This window comes from Variovorax sp. PvP013, assembly GCF_050435945.1.
GTDB lineage: Bacteria > Pseudomonadota > Gammaproteobacteria > Burkholderiales > Burkholderiaceae_C > Variovorax.
Genome location: NZ_JBNDLF010000014.1, coordinates 10,762 through 27,290, shown reverse-complemented (window position 1 = coordinate 27,290; position 16,529 = coordinate 10,762). Strand labels below are relative to the sequence as shown.

Annotated in this window: 14 protein-coding genes and 1 pseudogene; 2 read left to right on the top strand and 13 right to left on the bottom strand. The window is 64.6% G+C overall.

The window, feature by feature from the left end; all coding sequences use genetic code 11:
- The 8 genes from ABID77_RS21520 to ABID77_RS21485 form a co-directional block, all read right to left on the bottom strand.
- Positions 1 to 666 (bottom strand): response regulator, encoded by a 666-nt coding sequence (locus tag ABID77_RS21520; protein ID WP_429600403.1) that lies wholly within the window; start codon positions 664 to 666, stop codon positions 1 to 3.
- A gap of 31 nt (positions 667 to 697) precedes the next feature.
- Entirely contained in the window at positions 698 to 1,726 is a 1,029-nt protein-coding gene (locus ABID77_RS21515) for a Bug family tripartite tricarboxylate transporter substrate binding protein (RefSeq protein ID WP_429600401.1), read from the bottom strand.
- 76 nt (positions 1,727 to 1,802) lie between these two features.
- Positions 1,803 to 3,536, bottom strand: a complete 1,734-nt coding sequence (locus tag ABID77_RS21510) for a dipeptide ABC transporter ATP-binding protein (protein WP_429600399.1) — start codon at positions 3,534 to 3,536, stop codon at positions 1,803 to 1,805.
- A gap of 5 nt (positions 3,537 to 3,541) precedes the next feature.
- The gene (locus ABID77_RS21505; RefSeq protein WP_429600396.1) at positions 3,542 to 4,492 is read right to left on the bottom strand and encodes an ABC transporter permease; all 951 of its coding nucleotides are present in this window, start codon (positions 4,490 to 4,492) and stop codon (positions 3,542 to 3,544) included.
- A gap of 83 nt (positions 4,493 to 4,575) precedes the next feature.
- On the bottom strand, positions 4,576 to 5,541 hold the full coding sequence (locus tag ABID77_RS21500) for an ABC transporter permease (RefSeq protein WP_429600394.1): 966 nt from the start codon (positions 5,539 to 5,541) through the stop codon (positions 4,576 to 4,578).
- 4 nt (positions 5,542 to 5,545) lie between these two features.
- Positions 5,546 to 7,135 (bottom strand): ABC transporter substrate-binding protein, encoded by a 1,590-nt coding sequence (locus ABID77_RS21495; protein ID WP_429600392.1) that lies wholly within the window; start codon positions 7,133 to 7,135, stop codon positions 5,546 to 5,548.
- Between the two features lie 149 nt (positions 7,136 to 7,284).
- Entirely contained in the window at positions 7,285 to 7,683 is a 399-nt protein-coding gene (locus tag ABID77_RS21490) for a hypothetical protein (protein WP_429600390.1), read from the bottom strand.
- Positions 7,684 to 7,811: 128 nt separating this feature from the next.
- Complete coding sequence (locus tag ABID77_RS21485; RefSeq protein ID WP_429600388.1) at positions 7,812 to 8,843, bottom strand: aldo/keto reductase; 1,032 nt, start codon at positions 8,841 to 8,843, stop codon at positions 7,812 to 7,814.
- 221 nt (positions 8,844 to 9,064) lie between these two features.
- On the opposite strand from ABID77_RS21485, the gene ABID77_RS21480 reads away from it, so the two are divergent.
- Positions 9,065 to 9,955 (top strand): 2OG-Fe(II) oxygenase, encoded by an 891-nt coding sequence (locus ABID77_RS21480; RefSeq protein WP_429600386.1) that lies wholly within the window; start codon positions 9,065 to 9,067, stop codon positions 9,953 to 9,955.
- A 40-nt stretch (positions 9,956 to 9,995) separates the two neighbouring features.
- Here the strand turns inward: ABID77_RS21480 and ABID77_RS21475 are convergent, their stop codons facing one another.
- The 4 genes from ABID77_RS21475 to ABID77_RS21460 form a co-directional block, all read right to left on the bottom strand.
- Positions 9,996 to 10,571, bottom strand: coding sequence for a YceI family protein (locus ABID77_RS21475; RefSeq protein WP_429600383.1), 576 nt, complete (start codon positions 10,569 to 10,571; stop codon positions 9,996 to 9,998).
- A 58-nt stretch (positions 10,572 to 10,629) separates the two neighbouring features.
- Positions 10,630 to 11,205: a YceI family protein gene (locus tag ABID77_RS21470; protein ID WP_429600380.1), complete on the bottom strand. Its 576-nt coding sequence runs from the start codon at positions 11,203 to 11,205 to the stop codon at positions 10,630 to 10,632.
- A 34-nt stretch (positions 11,206 to 11,239) separates the two neighbouring features.
- On the bottom strand, positions 11,240 to 11,803 hold the full coding sequence (locus ABID77_RS21465) for a cytochrome b (protein ID WP_429600378.1): 564 nt from the start codon (positions 11,801 to 11,803) through the stop codon (positions 11,240 to 11,242).
- 141 nt (positions 11,804 to 11,944) lie between these two features.
- Positions 11,945 to 12,889 carry an AEC family transporter gene (locus tag ABID77_RS21460; protein ID WP_429600375.1) on the bottom strand — a complete coding sequence of 315 codons (945 nt, stop codon included), beginning with the start codon at positions 12,887 to 12,889 and terminating at the stop codon, positions 11,945 to 11,947.
- 627 nt (positions 12,890 to 13,516) lie between these two features.
- Between ABID77_RS21460 and ABID77_RS21455 the strand changes: the two are divergent.
- A pseudogene (locus ABID77_RS21455) lies at positions 13,517 to 14,456 on the top strand (IS5 family transposase).
- Between the two features lie 181 nt (positions 14,457 to 14,637).
- On the opposite strand, the gene ABID77_RS21450 reads toward ABID77_RS21455, so the two are convergent.
- Positions 14,638 to 15,402, bottom strand: a complete 765-nt coding sequence (locus tag ABID77_RS21450) for a matrixin family metalloprotease (protein WP_429600372.1) — start codon at positions 15,400 to 15,402, stop codon at positions 14,638 to 14,640.
- Between the last annotated feature and the right edge of the window lie 1,127 nt (positions 15,403 to 16,529).

Here is a 16,529-nt window from a genome sequence, read left to right as displayed (position 1 = left end):
TCACTCCGCCTCCAGCGCGTAGCCCATCCCGCGCAGCGTCGTGATGCGCACGCCGCGGCCGTCCAGGCGCTTGCGCAGCCGGTGCACGAAGACCTCGACCGCCTCGGGATGCACCTCCTCGTCGTCGGGGAACACGCGCTCGAGGATCTGCTGCTTGGACAGCGGCTCGCCGCTGCGCTGGGCCAGCACGCGCAGCACCGACAGCTCGCGCGGCGACAGCATCAGCGGCTCGCCGCCCAGCGCGAACTGGCGCCGCGCATGGTCGTAGACCAGCGGTCCGCAGGCGACGCGGGGGTGCTCGGTGCCGCGCGCGCGCCGGACCAGGGCGTGCAGGCGCGCCTCCAGTTCGGCCAGCGCGAAGGGCTTGGCCAGGAAGTCGTCGGCGCCGGCGTTGAGCGAGGCCACGCGCTCGGCCAGCGAATCGCGCGCGGTCAGGATCAGGGTCGGCAGGCGCTGGTCGCGCTCGCGCAGGCGCTGCAGCACGGTGTGGCCGTCGAGCCCGGGCAGGCCCAGGTCGAGCACCAGGGCGTCGTGGTCGCGCTGCTGCAGGGCGCGGTCGACCAGCCGCCCGTCGTCGACCCACTCGACCTGGATGCCGGTCTGCTCCAGCGCCTTGCACAGCCAGGTGCCCAGGACGTGCTCGTCTTCGGCCAGCAGGATGCGCATGCGCTCGGGGGGGGGCGGGAAGGACCGGATCTCAGTCGGGCTTGATGCCGGCGCGCGCGATCACCTTCTGCCAGCGGCCCTGCTCCACCGCGATGAACTGCGCGAACTGCTCGGGCGTGCCGCCGATCGACTCGGCCGCGTCGCCGCGCAGGCGCTCCAGCGCCGCCGGCGCCTTGACGGCTTTCATGGTGGCCTCGGACAGCTTCGCGATGTTCGCCGGCGCCATGTTGGCCGGCGCCAGCATGCCGTACCACTGCGTCATCTCGAAGCCCGGGAAGCCCTGCTCGGCGACGGTCGGCACGTCGGGCAGCTGCGGCAGGCGCTTGGCCGAGCCGGTGGCGATGCAGCGCACCTTGCCCGACTTGATGAAGGGCAGGATCGCCGCCGCGCCGATGGCCGAGGCCTCGAGCCGGCCGGAGAGCAGGTCGGTGAGCATCGGGCCGGTGCCGCGGTAGGGCACGTGCAGCATGAAGACCTCGGAGGTCATCTTCAGGTACTCGAAGGCCAGGTGGCCGGCGCTGCCGTTGCCGGCCGACCCGTAGCTCAGCTTGCCGGGCCGGGCCTTGGCGTAGGCGATGAACTCGGTGAGGTTCTTCACCGGCACGTCCGGATGCACCACGTACAGGCTGGGCACCTTGGCCAGCAGGCTGACCGGCTTGAAGTCCTTGTTGGCGTCGTAGGGCAGCTTGGCGAAGATGTACGGATTGACCGCCAGCGTGCCGATGTGGCCGAGGATGATCGTGTGCTGGTCGTCGGCGCGCGCGACTTCGGACATGGCGATGTTGCCGGCCGCGCCGGGCTTGTTGTCGACGTACACGCTCTGGCCGAGCAATGTCGTGAGTTCGTTGGCCGTCGAGCGCGCCACGATCTCGGAGCTGCCGCCGGGCGCGAAGGGCACCACGAAGCGGATCGACTTCGAGGGCCAGGGAGCCTGGGCGAGGGCGGGCGCGGCGAGCAGGCCGCCCGCGCCGAGGGCGCCGGCTGCCTGCAGGAGGCGGCGGCGCGTGAGGCGCGCGGCGGCGGAAGCGGAAGCGGAAGGGTCGCGGTCGTCGATGTGCATGGGGTCTCCTGGATTTCGGGTCGAGGCGCCGATGATGCCCCGCCCTTGCTTTCGGAAAGCTGTCAGCGCACCCGCCTCAGTCGACCCGCACCCGGTCCGGGGACGGCACGGCCGCCATCAGCTCGCGCGTGTAGGCGTGGCGCGGCGCCTCGAACACCGCCTCGGCCGCGCCCTGCTCGACCAGCCGGCCGCGCTGCATCACGCCGACGTGGTCGCACATGTGGCGGATGACCGCGAGGTTGTGGCTGATGAGCAGGTAGGTCAGCCCGAACTCGTCCTGCAGGTCGCGCATCAGGTTGAGCACCTGCGCCTGCACCGAGACGTCGAGCGAGGAGGTCGGCTCGTCGCAGACGATGAACTCGGGCCGGCTGGCCAATGCGCGGGCGATGGCGATGCGCTGGCGCTGCCCGCCGGAGAACTGGTGCGGGTACTTGCGCGCGTCGTCGGGCGACAGGCGCACGCGGCGCAGGGCGTCGGCCACGCGCTCGGCGGTCTCCTCGGCGCTGCCGGCCAGGCCCAGCACCTCGACCGGCTCGGCGATCAACCGGTCGACCCGCCAGCGCGGGTCGAGGCTGGCGTAGGGGTCCTGGAAGATCATCTGGAAGCGCCGGCGCAGGGCGGCGGTCTGCGCCGACGTGCCGCGCCAGCGGTCGACGCCGTCGAACAGCACGCGCCCGGCGGTGGGCTCGACGAGGCCGGCGATCATCCGCGCCACGGTCGACTTGCCCGAGCCCGATTCGCCCACCAGCCCGAAGGTCGTGCCGCGCGCGATGTCGAAGGCGACGCCGTCGACCGCGCGCAGGATCTTCCTCGGTTCCCGGGCCAGGGTGCGCGCCAGCCAGCCGGCCGAGAGGTCGAACTCGCGCGCGAGGTCCTGCACCTGCACCAGCGGGCGTTCGGCCGCCGCGGCCTTCGATGCGGCGGGCGTCTCGACGACCGCCGGCGGCAGGTCGTCGGGCGCGGCGATGTCGGCGCCGATCTCGGGCACCGGCAGCCGCCGCAGCCGGCGATGCACCGGCGGGATGGCGGCCATCAGGGCGCGCGTGTAGGGCTCGCGCGGGTGGTCGAGCACCTCGCGCACCGGGCCGGTCTCCAGCACGCGGCCGCGGTACATCACCATCACGCGGTCGGCGGCCTCGGCGATCACGCCCATGTCGTGCGTCACCAGCATGGCGGCGGTGCCGCGCTCGCGGCAGACGCGGCGGAACACGCGGATCACCTGCGCCTGCACCGAGACGTCGAGCGCCGTCGTCGGCTCGTCGGCGATCAGCAGCTCGGGCTCGGCGCACAGCGCCAGAGCGATCGCCACGCGCTGGCGCATGCCGCCGGAGAACTGGTGCGGGTACTGGTCGAGGCGGCTCGCCGGGTCGGGGATCTCGACGTCGGCCAGCAGCTCGATGGCGCGCCGGCGCGCCGCGGCGGCCGACAGCGGCAGGTGCAGGCGCAGGGTCTCGGTCAGGTGACGGCCGATGGTCATCACCGGGTTCAGGCTGGTCAGCGGGTCCTGGAACACCATGCCGATGCGCCGGCCGCGGATGCGGCGCCGGGCCTCGCCGCGCAGGGTGTCGATGCGCTCGCCGCGCAGTTCGATGGTGCCGGCGGAGAGGCGCCCGGGCGGCTCGATCAGGCCGATGACGGCGTTGCCGGTCATCGACTTGCCGGCGCCGGATTCGCCCACCACGCCCAGGATCTCGCCCGGCGCGATGTCGAAGGACACGCCCTCGAGCACCTGCACGGTGCCCTTGTGGGTGTCGAAGGCGACCCCCAGGTCGCGCACCCGCAGCGTCGGGACCGAATGGTCTTGCGTCACGTCGTTCATTGGAGCTTCGGGTTGAGGGCGTCGCGCAGCCAATCGCCCACCAGGTTGACCGACAGCGCCAGCGCCAGCAGCACCAGCGCCGGGAACAGCAGGATCCACCACTCGCCCGAGAACAGGAAGCCCTGGCCGATGCGGATCAGCGTGCCCAGCGAGGGCTGGGTCGGCGGCAGGCCGACGCCCAGGTACGACAGCGTCGATTCGGTGACGATGGCCAGCGCGAAGCTGATGGTGGCGATCACCAGCACCGGCGCGAGCAGGTTCGGCAGGATATGGCGCACCAGGATGCCGGTGCGCGAGCGGCCGATGATCTGCGCCGCCGCCACGTAGTCCTTGTGCTTCTCCACCAGCACCGCGCCGCGCACGGTGCGTGCGTACTGCACCCAGTCGGAGAGGCCGATGGCCAGCACGATCACGTAGATCGCCATGTCGTCGCGGTAGCCCGCCGGCAGGGCGCCGCGCGCGATGCCGAAGATCAGCAGCGCCACCAGCAGCACCGGGAAGGTCAGCTGGATGTCGGCCACGCGCATGACCAGCGTGTCGAACCAGCCGCCGACGTAGCCCGCCACCAGTCCCAGCGGGATGCCGATGGCCAGCGACAGCGCCACCGCTGACACCCCCACCAGCAGCGACATGCGCAGGCCGTAGAGGATGGCCGAGAAGACGTCGCGCCCCTGGTCGTCGCTGCCCAGCACGTAGGTGCCGCCGCCCAGGCCGGCCGCGCCGGGGCGCGTGAAGGCGTCGAGCAGTTCCAGGCCGGCGGGGTCGAACGGGTTCTGCGGCGCGATCCACGACGCCAGGAGGGCCGCGACCAGCAGCAGCGCCAGTATCGCGGCGGCCAGCTGGACTCCGCGCGAGCGCGCGAAGCTGCGCAGCACCGGGGAGTCGGCATCGCGCCAGCGGATGCGGGGCGGCGGCGGGAGGTCGGAAGCGGGGGGAGGGGAGGGCATGGGCGGTGTCGGAAGGGTTCTTGACGGTCCCTCTGCGCCGCGCAGCGCGACGCAGAAGACCGGGATGACGGAGGTGGAAGGCGTCAGCGCCCGCGCAGCCGCGGATCGACCAGCAGGTAGACCAGGTCCACCACCAGGTTGATCACCACGTACAGCACCGCGATCAGCAGCAGGTAGGCGGCGATGACCGGCACGTCCACCGCCTGGATCGACGAGATGAACAGCAGGCCGACGCCGGGCCACTGGAACACCGTCTCGGTGACGATGGCGAAGGCGATCAGCGAGCCGATCTGCAGCCCGGCGATGGTCACCACCGGGATCAGCGTGTTGCGCAGGGCGTGGCCGTAGTGGATGCGCCGCTCCGGCAGGCCGCGCGCGCGGGCGAAGCGCACGTGGTCGGCGCGCAACGCCTCCAGCATCTCCGCGCGCACCAGCCGCATGATCAGCGTCAGCTTGTAGAGCGCCAGCGTGCATACCGGCATCACCAGCGAAGCCCAGCCCGAGGCGGTCAGCAGCCCGGTCGTCCAGCCGCCGACGGTCACCGTGTCGCCGCGGCCGAAGGACGGCAGCCAGCGCAGCTCGACCGCGAAGACGTAGATCAGTCCGATGCCGATCAGGAAGGTCGGCAGCGACACCCCCACCAGCGAGACCGTCATCAGCGCCCGGCTGATCCAGCCGTCGCGCCGGATGGCGGTGTAGACGCCCAGCGCCACGCCGCCGACGACCGCCAGCAGCGCGGCCACGAAGGCCAGCTCCAGGGTCGCCGGCAGGCGCTCGCCGATGACCTCGGTCACCGGCCGCTTCAGGCGGTAGGAGATGCCGAAGTCGCCGCGCACGGCGTGCGACACGTAGCGCAGGTACTGGACCGGCACCGGCTGGTCGAAGCCCAGCTCGGCCGTGACGGCCTGGCGCTCGGCCAGCGTGGCGTCGTCGCCCAGCAGGCTGATGGTCGGATCGCCCAGGTGGCGGAACACCATGAACGAGATGAAGGACACCGCCAGCAGCACCAGCACGGACTGGCCCAGGCGGCGCAGCAGGTGCGCGAGCATCCGCCTACTTCGCCGCGACCTTGGCGTTCTTGAAGAAGATGTAGTTCATCGGGTCCACCGGGATGTCGAGCTTGCGGACCATCGCGTAGTCGAGCACCTGGTGGTGCAGCGGGATGTAGATGCGTTCCTTCTGCACCGTGGTCCAGATGTCGTGGATCGCGGCGTCGCGCTTGGCCTTGTCGCTCTCCGAGGACAGGCCGGCGATCTTGGCGTCGAGTGCCGGGTTGCTGTAGCGCGTGGCGTTGGTCGGACCGCGCCCGTCCTTGCCGCGCGTGTGCACCAGGTAGTCGAAGACGTAGGCCGAGTCGAAGGTCGGCACGCCCCAGCCGAACAGGTAGAAGTCGGTGTCGGCCGAGTTGATGGCCGCGCTGTGGATGGCGATGGGCCGCGCCGCCACGGTCGCCTTCACGCCGATGCGGCCGAAGAAGCTCGAGAGCGCCGTGCAGATCGCCTCGTCGTTGACGTAGCGGTCGTTCGGGCAGTGCAGCGTGATGCCGAAGCCGTTGGGGTAGCCGGCATCGGCCAGCAGCTTCTTGGCCTGGGCGGCGTTGGCCTTGGGGTAGGTGTCGAAGGCCTTCTCGTAGCCGTGCACGAAGGGCGGCGCGATGATGCCGGTGGGGATCGACAGGCCGCGCATCACCGACTTCTGGATCGCGTCGCGGTCGATCGACAGGTTCAGCGCCTCGCGCACGCGCGGGTCGGACAGGGGGTTCTTGTCCTTGACGTCGGCGTACTTCAGCGGCTCGGCGCCCACGTTCATGCCCAGGAAGATGGTGCGGTTCTCGGGCCCCTCGTTCACGCGCAGCTTGGCATCGGCCTTCAGGCGGGCGATGTCCTGCACCGGCACGTCCTGCAGGATGTCGATCTCGCCGGAGAGCAGGGCCGCGACGCGCGTGGCGGGCGACTTGATCGGCAGCAGCACCAGCTCGGTCACCTGCATCGGCGCGTCGCCCTTGCCCCAGTACTGCGGGAAGGCCTTGAAGACCGTGCGGCTGTCCTGCTCGCGCGAGGCCAGCACGTAGGGGCCGGTGCCGTTCTCGTGGCGGGTGAAGTGGTTCTCCTCCTTGCCCTTCTCGTCCTGCGGCACCTCGGCCTTGTTGGCCTTGGCCCAGGCGGCGTTGACCACGAAGATGTTGACCAGGTTGTCCGGGAAGATCAGGTTCGGGCCCTTGGTGCGCACCTGCACCGTCATCGGGTCGGTCTTCTTCACCTCGGCCACCGAGGCCAGCAGCGCCTTCATGCCCGACGACGGCGCGCGGGCGCGGTCGAGCGAGAACACCACGTCGTCGGCCGTCATCAGGCTGCCGTCGTGGAACTTGACGCCCGGGCGCAGCTTGAACTCCCACACCGACGGGTCGGACGTCAGCTTCCACGACGTGGCCAGCGCCGGGATCAGCTTGCCCTTGATGTCGCGCAGCACCAGCGGCTCGTAGATCTGGTGCGAGATGTTGATGTTGGTGCCGGTGTTGACCGAGTGCGGATCGAGCGTGGCCGCATCGCTGGAGCGCGACCAGCGGACCGTCTCGGCCTGGACCAGGGACGCCTGCGCGAGACCGGCGGCGAGCAATGCCGTGACGAGGAGTTTGCGAATCATGGAAGGAGCCTTCGAAAGCGGATGGAGCCGATGAGAAAAAACGGCAATATGCCATTCTTTCCATATTGCAAGCTTTGTACCATCGACCCGCGGCATATCTCCGCCCCGTCGTTCGTTCATTCAGCGCCGAGACCGGAACGCCGCACCCTTCAGCGCCACTCCGCCGGCAACAGCGAGAACACGTCCTCGTCCGTCATGACCTCGTGGCGCACCACGGGTTCGCGGTCGAGCAGCTTCGGGCGATCGGCCGGATCGATCGACGGCTGCATGTCCTCGATGTCGACATAGCGCCGGATCATGTCCATGGACGTCCAGATCGACACCACCGCGACCTCGGTCGAGCCGTCGCCCAGGTCGCGGAACACCGCGGTCGTGCGTTCGTTGCCCGGCGCGGCGTTCATCTCCTTGAGCTTGGTGGCTTCCAGATGGAGGCGGCATTCCTCGCGCAGTTCGGTGCGGATCCAGAAGGTCCAGGTGCGAAGGATCTTGTCCTGCACGGGACCGCGTTGTGACTCAGCCATCGCCGCGCTTTCGTTGTCTCGGTTCATGGCCGTTTCCCTCTGTAGATCGGCCTAAAAAGACGACTTTAGCATTAGGTATTCGAATGCCGCCCGACTCGCGAAACGGGTGAGCGCTTCCTTCCGCGTGGTGCCTTGCCGAGGCTGGCCGCGCCGTTTCAGGCCATCTGCGATCGCCGCGCGCCGCCCTGGCGCTCCAGCATCCAGCCCGGGTATTCGGGCGGCAACCGACTCGCCTCGCCGATGGCGTCGAGCTCCTCGGCCGTCAGCTTCACTTCGGTCGCGGCGATGTTGTCGGCCAGCTGCTCGGGACGCTTGGCTCCGACGATGACGCTCGTGACCTGCGGCTGGTGCAGCAGCCAGGCCAGCGCGATGCGGGCGACCGACACGCCGCGCGACTCGGCCATCGGACGCATCGCGTCGACGGCGTCGAAGGCGCGCTCCTTGTCCACCGGCGGAAAGTCGAACTGCGTGCGGCGGTCGCCCTGGGCGCCCGGCTGGTCGCGCCCGTACTTGCCGCTGAGCAGGCCGCCGGCCAGCGGGCTCCACACCATCAGGCCGACGCCCTCGCTGCGCAGCATGGGTATGAGTTCGCGCTCCAGGTCGCGGCCGGCGACGGTGTAGTAGGCCTGCAGCGACTCGAAGCGCGCCAGTCCCAGCCGCTCGGAGATGCCCAGCGCTTTGGCGATCTGCCAGGCGGCCCAGTTGGAGACGCCCACGTAGCGCACGTGGCCGTGGCGCACCAGCTGGTCGAGCGCGCGCAGGGTCTCCTCGATCGGCGTGGCCGGGTCGAAACCGTGGACCTGATAGAGGTCGATGTGGTCGAGCTGCAGGCGCGCGAGGCTCTTCTTGACGCCGTCGAGGATGTGGCTGCGGGTCAGGCCACGGGCGTTCGGGCCGGGTCCGGTCTCGCCGAACACCTTGGTGGCGACGACGATGCTGTCGCGCGGAACCTTGAGGTTCTTCAGCGCCCGGCCGGTGATCTCCTCGGATTGACCGCCCGAATACACGTCGGCCGTGTCGATGAAGTTGATGCCGGCGTCCAGCGCCTGCCCGACGAGCCGTTCGGCGGCGTCCTGCTGCAGGTCGCCGATCTTGCTCCACATCTCGCCGGTGCCGCCGAAGGTCATGGTGCCCAGACAGAGTTCGGACACGAACAGGCCGGTGCGGCCCAGGGGGTGATTGCGCATGGAAAGGTTCCTTGGTTTTCGGGGAGAGTCGGCGCAGACCAAAGTGAAGATTTCACGAAAGTCGGAGCAAAAGATGTGGTGTTTTGTGCACTAAAGCAGTATTTCTACAACACATGCTTAGTACGGAGGATTGCAGTTTTAAGTCGGACGACATCCAATCGGAAGCCTCAAGATCTCAAAATCCCCATCCAACAACGAGGTCGGAGCACAGGAGATTCCTCATGTCGGCGCAATTGTCGTTTTCCGCCCCGCCTCCCACGCTGCGCGTCGTCGCCGAGCGCTCGGCGGACTTCGTGAGCATCCGCGGGGTGCGCCTGCTCATGGACCAGCTGGTGGACGCCTCCTTCCTCACGCCCGAGGCCACCGCGCGCCTGCACGAGCGCCTCATGGCCGCCACCCCCTTCCCGCACCTGGTCGTCGAGGGCCTGTTCAACCCCGCCCTGCTCGAACTCGTGCGCGAGGAGTTCGACAACCGCCCCGCCGAGGGCTGGAAGGACGTCACCAGCAGCTACGAGTCCACCCGCCGTTCCGAGCTCGGCGCCGCCCTCGGGCCGGCCTCGCAGATCTACTTCGACCTCATCAACTCCGGCTGGTTCACCCGCTGGCTCTCGGCCGTGACCGGCACGCCCTACCTGCTGGGCGACCCCCAGCGCTTCGGCGGCGGCCTCCACGAGAGCCGCGCGGGCGGCGCCTTCGCCATCCACCGCGACTTCAACTACCACCCCCACGTCGGGCTGAAGAACGAGATGGTGTGCATCACCTACCTGAACCACGGCTGGCAGGACGCCTGGGGCGGCGTGCTCGAGCTGTGGGACGCCAAGGACGGGCAGTGCCAGGCGCGCGTGAGGCCGGAGTTCGGCCACACGCTGATCCTGCCGCACGGCCCGGCGAGCTTCCACGGCCACCCGGGGCCGCTGTGTCCGCCCGAGGGCGTCCAGCGCCGCTCGGTGGCCGCGTACTTCTACACCAGCCCCAAGGCCGGGCGCCAGGACCCGGAGGAGGCCGTGTCGATCTTCATGCACACGCGTCGTGCCGACCGCGCCAAGAAGGCCCTGCGCCTCATGACGCCCCCGCTGGTGTGGCGGGCGCTGAAAAAATTCAAGCGCAACTGAGCGGGGCTGGCGACGCGGCCCATCCGCCCAGGTGTGCCGCTCACTGCTTGACGGCTTCGATCTGCGCCACGATGCGCACGTTCTTCGGCATGCCGAAGGCCGTGCCGTAGTCGACGCCGAACTGGGTGCGGTCGATGGTGGTCTCGAAGTCGCCGCCGCACACCTCGCGCTTGAGCATCTGGCTCTGGTAGCAGGCGAACTGATTGGCCTTGAAGGTGGCGGGCTGGGTCTTGCCCTTGATCGTCAGGTCGCCCGCGACGGACACCACCTTGTCGCCGTCGAAGGTGAACTTGTCGCCCACGAACTTGGCGGTCGGAAACTTCACGGCGTCGAAGATGTCGGCGCTCTGCAGATGCTTGTCGAATTGGGGCGTGCCGGTGTTGATCGAGCCGATCTCGAACGTCAGCTCCACCTTGCCGGTCTTGGCCGCCTTGTCCAGCTGCACGGTGCCTTCCTTCTTGTCGAAGCGACCGCGGTTCACGCTGGCGCCGAAGTGGCCGATCTCGAACGTGGCGAAGGTGTGCGACGGATCGACTGCGTAGGTGGCGGTCTGGGCCTGGGCGGCACCCGTGGCGAAAGTGGTCAGAGCGGCGAGGGCGAGGAGGGTGTTGCGCATGTCGATGGTTTCCGGGTTGATGAAAGGGAAGGAACAGGAACGGGATCGCGAAGGGTAGTCAGACCTTGCCCACGCCCGTCAGCGCGAGCTTGAACTTCACCTGGACGTCGTCGGCCACCATGGAGGTGTCGGCCCACTCGTTCTCGCCGATCTTGAAGGCCAGGCGCTTGATGACGAAGCTGCCGGTGGCCGTGGTGGTGGGACCGCTCTGCGTCATGGCGACCGGCACGGTGACGTCCTGCACGTTGCCCTTGATGGCGAGCTTGCCGGCCACTTCGTACCTGCCGCCGCCGAGCGCCTTGATGGCCGTCGACTGGAACGTGGCCTGCGGGAACTTCGGCACGTTGAACCATGGGGCCTTGGGGAGTTCAGCATCGGATTCCTTCACGCCGAGCGTGGCGCTGCCGGTGTCGACGGTGAACGCGATCTTGCTGGTGGCCAGCTTGGCCGGATCGAAGGCGATCTGGGCGTCGAACTTCCTGAACTGGCCGTCCACGGGCACGCCCATCTGCTTGCTGGTGAAGGTGATCTGGCTCTGCGCGGGCACGAGGGCCTGCTGGGCGAAGGCCGGCGCGCCCGCCAGCAGGGCCGCGGAGGCGAGCACCAGACTGCTCAAAGGATTTGAATATTTCATGGGTTCCCTGTGTCTGTCGAAAAAAGAATGGGAGTCAGCCCCGGCCCGGCAGCATGCGTCGCAGCAGCCCGTCGCGGTCGACGAGCTGGTGCTTGGCCACCGCCGCGACGTGCAGCACCACCAGCGCCGCCAGTGCGTAGGCCGTGATCTGATGCCACGGCTTGATGGCCTCGGCCAGGACCGGGTCCACCGGCACGAAACTGGGCAGCGGCAGCACGCCGAGGAACACGATCGGAAAGCCCGCCGCCGAGCTGTAGGCCCAGCCCACCAGTGGGACGATGAAGAACAACGCGTAGAGGAGCGCGTGCGTGGCTTGATGCGCGACGTGCTGCCAGCGCGGCATGGTCGCCGCCGCCTTCGCGGGCAGGGCGGGTGGACGATGGCCGAGCCGCCAGAGCAGGCGCAGCGTCGCCAGCGCGAGGACGGTCACGCCCGCCCACTTGTGCCAGTTGTAGAGCTTGAGCCGCTGCATGGAGAACGGCAGGCCCGTCATGTAGAGGCCCACCACGAACATGCCCACCAGCGCCAGGACCATCAGCCAGTGCAGGGTGATGGCCGTGGCACCGTAGCGGATCGGTTGCGGCGAAGGGGTCGTCATGTCGTCGGAGGGTCGAGTGCGTTGAAAGAGTGCGACCCCACGGGCCATCGCGTTCGGCGCAGTCTAAGAGGACCCGCAGGCATCGGCTTTCAATCGGGTTGACGCCAAAGTTCGAATTTTTTGAACCCTGGCTCGAGGCGTCTACCAGCCCAGTCCGTGGTTCAGTACCCAGATCGCGAGGCTGATGGTCCCGAACGACAGCACGGTCGCCAGCAACAATGCCGCCGCGCACATCTCCTCGAAGCCGTACTTCTGCGCCAGGATCGGGTAGATGCTGAGCATCGGCGTGGCGGCGAAGATCACCGCCGCCGCGCGCAGTTCAGGGTCGTCGGGCGGCAGCAGCCACATCATGGTGCCCACCGCCAGCGGATGCAGCAGCAGCTTGCCCAGCGCGATGGAGGTGACGTCGCGCCGCATGCCCTTGGTCTTCAAACCCACCAGCGTGCCGCCGATGACGAACAGCGAGACCGCCGCCGAGGACATGGCCAGCATGTTGATCGAGCGCGCGAGGACGCCCGTGATCGTGATGCCCGTGAGCGAGACGGCGACGCCGCCCAGGATGGCCAGGATCACCGGGTTGCGCGAGAGCTGGGCGAGCGACTGAAGCAGGATGCGGTGCCACTTGCCCTTGCTCGCATGCCCGCTGTCGGCCATGACCAGCGTCAGCGGGATCATCAGCAGGTTTTCCACCAGCATGCACATCGCCAGCCCCACCGCCGCCGGCGCCGGCCCGGCCACCAGGATCGCGATCGGGTAGCCGATGAAGCCGCTGTTGGAGCTGGAGACGCCCAGTCCGCACAGCGCGCTCAGCGTGAAGCCCTTGCCCTGGCGGCGCCAGGCCCACAGCAGTCCCGCCGTCATCATGAGCAGCGAACCGACCGCGTAGCCGAGCAAATAACGGGCGTTGAGCACCTCGCCGACCGGGCGCTGCGACAGCGCGGTGAACACCAGCGCCGGCAGCGCGAAACGGACCACGTAGGTGCCCAGCACGCGCATGTCGGGCTTGCTGAAGACAAGGTGGCCCGCCGCGAAGCCCAGGGCGATGACAACGTAGATCGGACCGGTGATGGCGAAGGTCTGGAGCATGCGGAAGCGTCGGGCCCACGTCCGAGGTGCGCCTGCTGACGAAGGAGGGCAGGGAGCCATCGTCCGAGCGGGTTCGTTTCCGCGTTTCTATCACTCCGATCCTGCTGCGCAGGTTTGCCGCCAAGCATCGCCTGCGTGGAGATAGGACTCGTAGAGGTTGCAAAAATTGCACTATTGAATGGGTTATCGAGACTTTTGCTGGACTAAAGTTTAAAGAAAATATATTGTTGATTATGTGATTTATCAATGTGATGGTTCAATCGGAAAGCGCTCGCGCTGCAGTGGAAGCCACCAAACCGAAGGGGAGAGCGAATTGGGGAGCGCCTTCCCGGTGGTCCGCAGACAGGGAGGGCGGGCTGACCAGAAACGACAACGCCGTCCGAGGGTGACGTCGAAAGTCGACATTCCTTCTCCTACGAATTGCTGCCGGCGCTGTCGATCCCATCGTCGACGAACAGGTGGCAGCGGCCACAGTAGCGGTACTCTCGGTCCTGCGGGTGCCAGCTGGGCGTAGAGCACACCGGGTATACGAACGCCGTCGGCGGGTCTTCTAAGGTGGCGGCCGGCGTTGTTGCATAACTCCTTGGCCAGGTCCCTGCCAGCACGCGATCTTGGTAGCCTGAGGCGATGAGTAAACCACCTCGAGCGCGGTACCGCACAACGAACTGGCCTGCGTACAACGCTTCGCTCAAGCGCCGCGGCTCGCTGATGGTCTGGCTCGACCCCGAGCTCCAGTGGCAGGCTGCGCCCAGCGGGCGCGCTGGTCGACCTGCGGTCTTCAGCGATGCCGCCATCGAGTTTTGTCTGACCTTGAAATGCATGTTCGGCCTGGGCCTGAGGCAGGCCAAGGGCTTGGCAGAGAGTCTGCTCGAGCTGGCGCAGCTCGACTGGAACGTGCCTGACTACAGCACCCTGTCACGACGCCAGAAGACCCTGAGCGTGGCCATCACAGCACGCTCGAGCCAAGGTGGTTTGCACCTGCTGGTCGACAGCACGGGTGTGAAGATGTTGGGAGAAGGTGAATGGGAGGATATTGAAACACGGTGCTGACTACCGACGCCAGTGGCGCAAGGTGCACTTGGGCGTGTACGCCCAGACCCTGGAGATCCGGGCCATCGAGGTCACTGACAACGCCATTGGAGATGCGCCGATGCTCCCCCAGTTGCTCGCGCTCGCTCAGATTCCAGAGGACGAGCCGCTTCATTCGGTCAGTGCCGACGGCGCCTATGACACCAAGGCCTGCCACGAAGCCATTGCCGGTCGGCAAGCTGCAGCCATCATCCCGACGCGCAAGAACGCCAAGCCCTGGGCAGAAATTCGGGCAGGAGCCCGAGCAAGAAATGAAATCTTGAGGGCGACTCGGGAGTTAGGACGCTCGATCTGGAAGGAGTGGAGCGTCTACCACCGACGTAGCCTCGTGGAGACCAAGATGGGGTCCTTCCAAAGACTGGGCGAGCGCGTGATGGCTCGGGACTTCGAGCGGCAGGTCACTGAACTGCAGGTCCGGGTCTCGATCCTCAACAGGTTCACCCAGCTGGGCACACCTGAGACGGTGCGCGTGGCCTAACTCCGTCTGGGGTTGGGGGCACTACAGCCTAATTCAGGTTATGCAACAGCGCCGGTTTGCTAGTCACATGAGGCTAATGAAATTAAACTTCGTTAAGTGTCTGACTAGAAATTTTAAAACAATGCCAGTTTAAAGCAATTATGATTTCAAATTTCCAAAATACTTTACTAAGTTTTATCAATCAAGGCAAAGAATAATGATAAGGGCGCACAAGTTTTATGGGCGTTCCATTAATATTTTTTAGCTGGCCACTCCAGGCTCCTTTATACAACAGAAAAAGATCTTCTTTATCACTATCAGTCAGTTTACTATTTTTTCCATAATTCATTATGGAAAAAGGCTTGTGTTTACCAAAAACAACAGACGGCCATTCAGTCTCATTTTCAGGAGCAAAAAAATGCCTTAGTCCAAAAATATGCCCTATCTCATGAGTCAAAGTATCAACTTGTTCTTCCATGACTTGTTTGAACATCGTGGGATATATGTACAGCTGATGTCGACCTGCATCTGGAAAGAAGGCTTGCGCGAGAGTACATCCCATTGGATTGCAACTTTCGTGCTCCTCGACAAAAATTTCAAAATCTGAATTATCGCCATTCTCGACAAACCGGATAGGGGCGGCATACCCCCATGCTTTAATAGCCTCTGATACCAAATTTCGAACTTGATCAGCAACGTCGTCCGGATTTTTAAACTTAATCAATGACAAATTGTTAAAATTCCATTTTAAAATAAGATTCTCATCCCATAAAGGAATAAATCCCTCTGTTGCCTCAAGCACTATCTCGAAACGAGACCTTGGGCGAGCTCGACTATCTGTTAAACAAATTATATTGTTATCTAATTTGTGGGTATAAGCTTCAGCGCCGCGTAAGATTATTTCGGGCGTCTCCATTTCAAATGGCTTGATAAAAGAATTCGCTTTGGGAGAAAATTTTTTTATCATGGCGTAACTTCCTATAAAAATCCGAAAATTAAATAACTATATATAATTCATAATATCAATTATGAAGTTTCATAACATCATCATTTTTGATGATCACAAAGCAAAAAAATCATTGAACCTTTACTAGTTATGTCTCATAATATAAAGCTGTTTCGGCTTTAAACATATTCAAAGCTTTTAAACTTGATTACTCAAGATGGAATTATAGTTACATCATGGAAAAAATAACTCAAACAAGCTAAGTTTTTCAAAACGAATGAAACAATCAAATCGTTATCAACGATAAAGAAATATTAAAATGAATCAGGAATGAATTATTAAAGTCATAATTGACTAATTTCCATTGAGCGTGCCGCCCTTAAATCTTTAAACATTACGTTATGAGAGACAAAATGAAGCTTTACACTTTGCTTTTAGGGGCGGCAGTTCTGACTGGATGCGCAGTGCCGATGGCGCATACGCAAAAATCGCAAGCTATAGCGACAGCTAGTGATTCCTTGGCCCCAACACCTGGCGCACCAGCTGCACCTATCGTGACAGGTCCAATTCAAGCGACTATGATCAATTGCTATACTAATCAGCAAGGATGTAGTGGTACGACCATAACAGGAAATCCTAACAACTACACGATTTCATGTACGATTTGGTACGTTGGAGGTGGCAATAGCAGTTTCACACTTGCCTCCGGATCTAACGCGCCATATCGAGTGCGGTATGGTGACACTGGCGCTTGCCGTCATGTGCAATATGGACCACCAGACGGGTCGCAGCGCTGGTACTTGTACGTTTCTACAAATTAACAGATTTGCAACTTGAGGTGGCGCTAGTGCGTAACTCATCACCTCAGCTTTTGCTGAGCATGTGTTCCTAGTAGCAAGCAGGGATAAACACGCTGACCAAGCTACAGCCATCATCCCAGCACATGGAAATGCCAAGTCCTGAAGCAAGAATTATTCAGGAAACCGAGTCAGCGATGATATTTTGAGAGCAACCCTGGAGTTGTGGCGCTCGGCCTAGAAAGAGTGTAGAAGCTCCACTACCGACGCTGTCTCGTAAAAAACTAAAAGTATTTCCTCAAAAGACTAAGCGAGCGGGTGACAGTGCGCCACCTCGAGCGATGTGTGTTG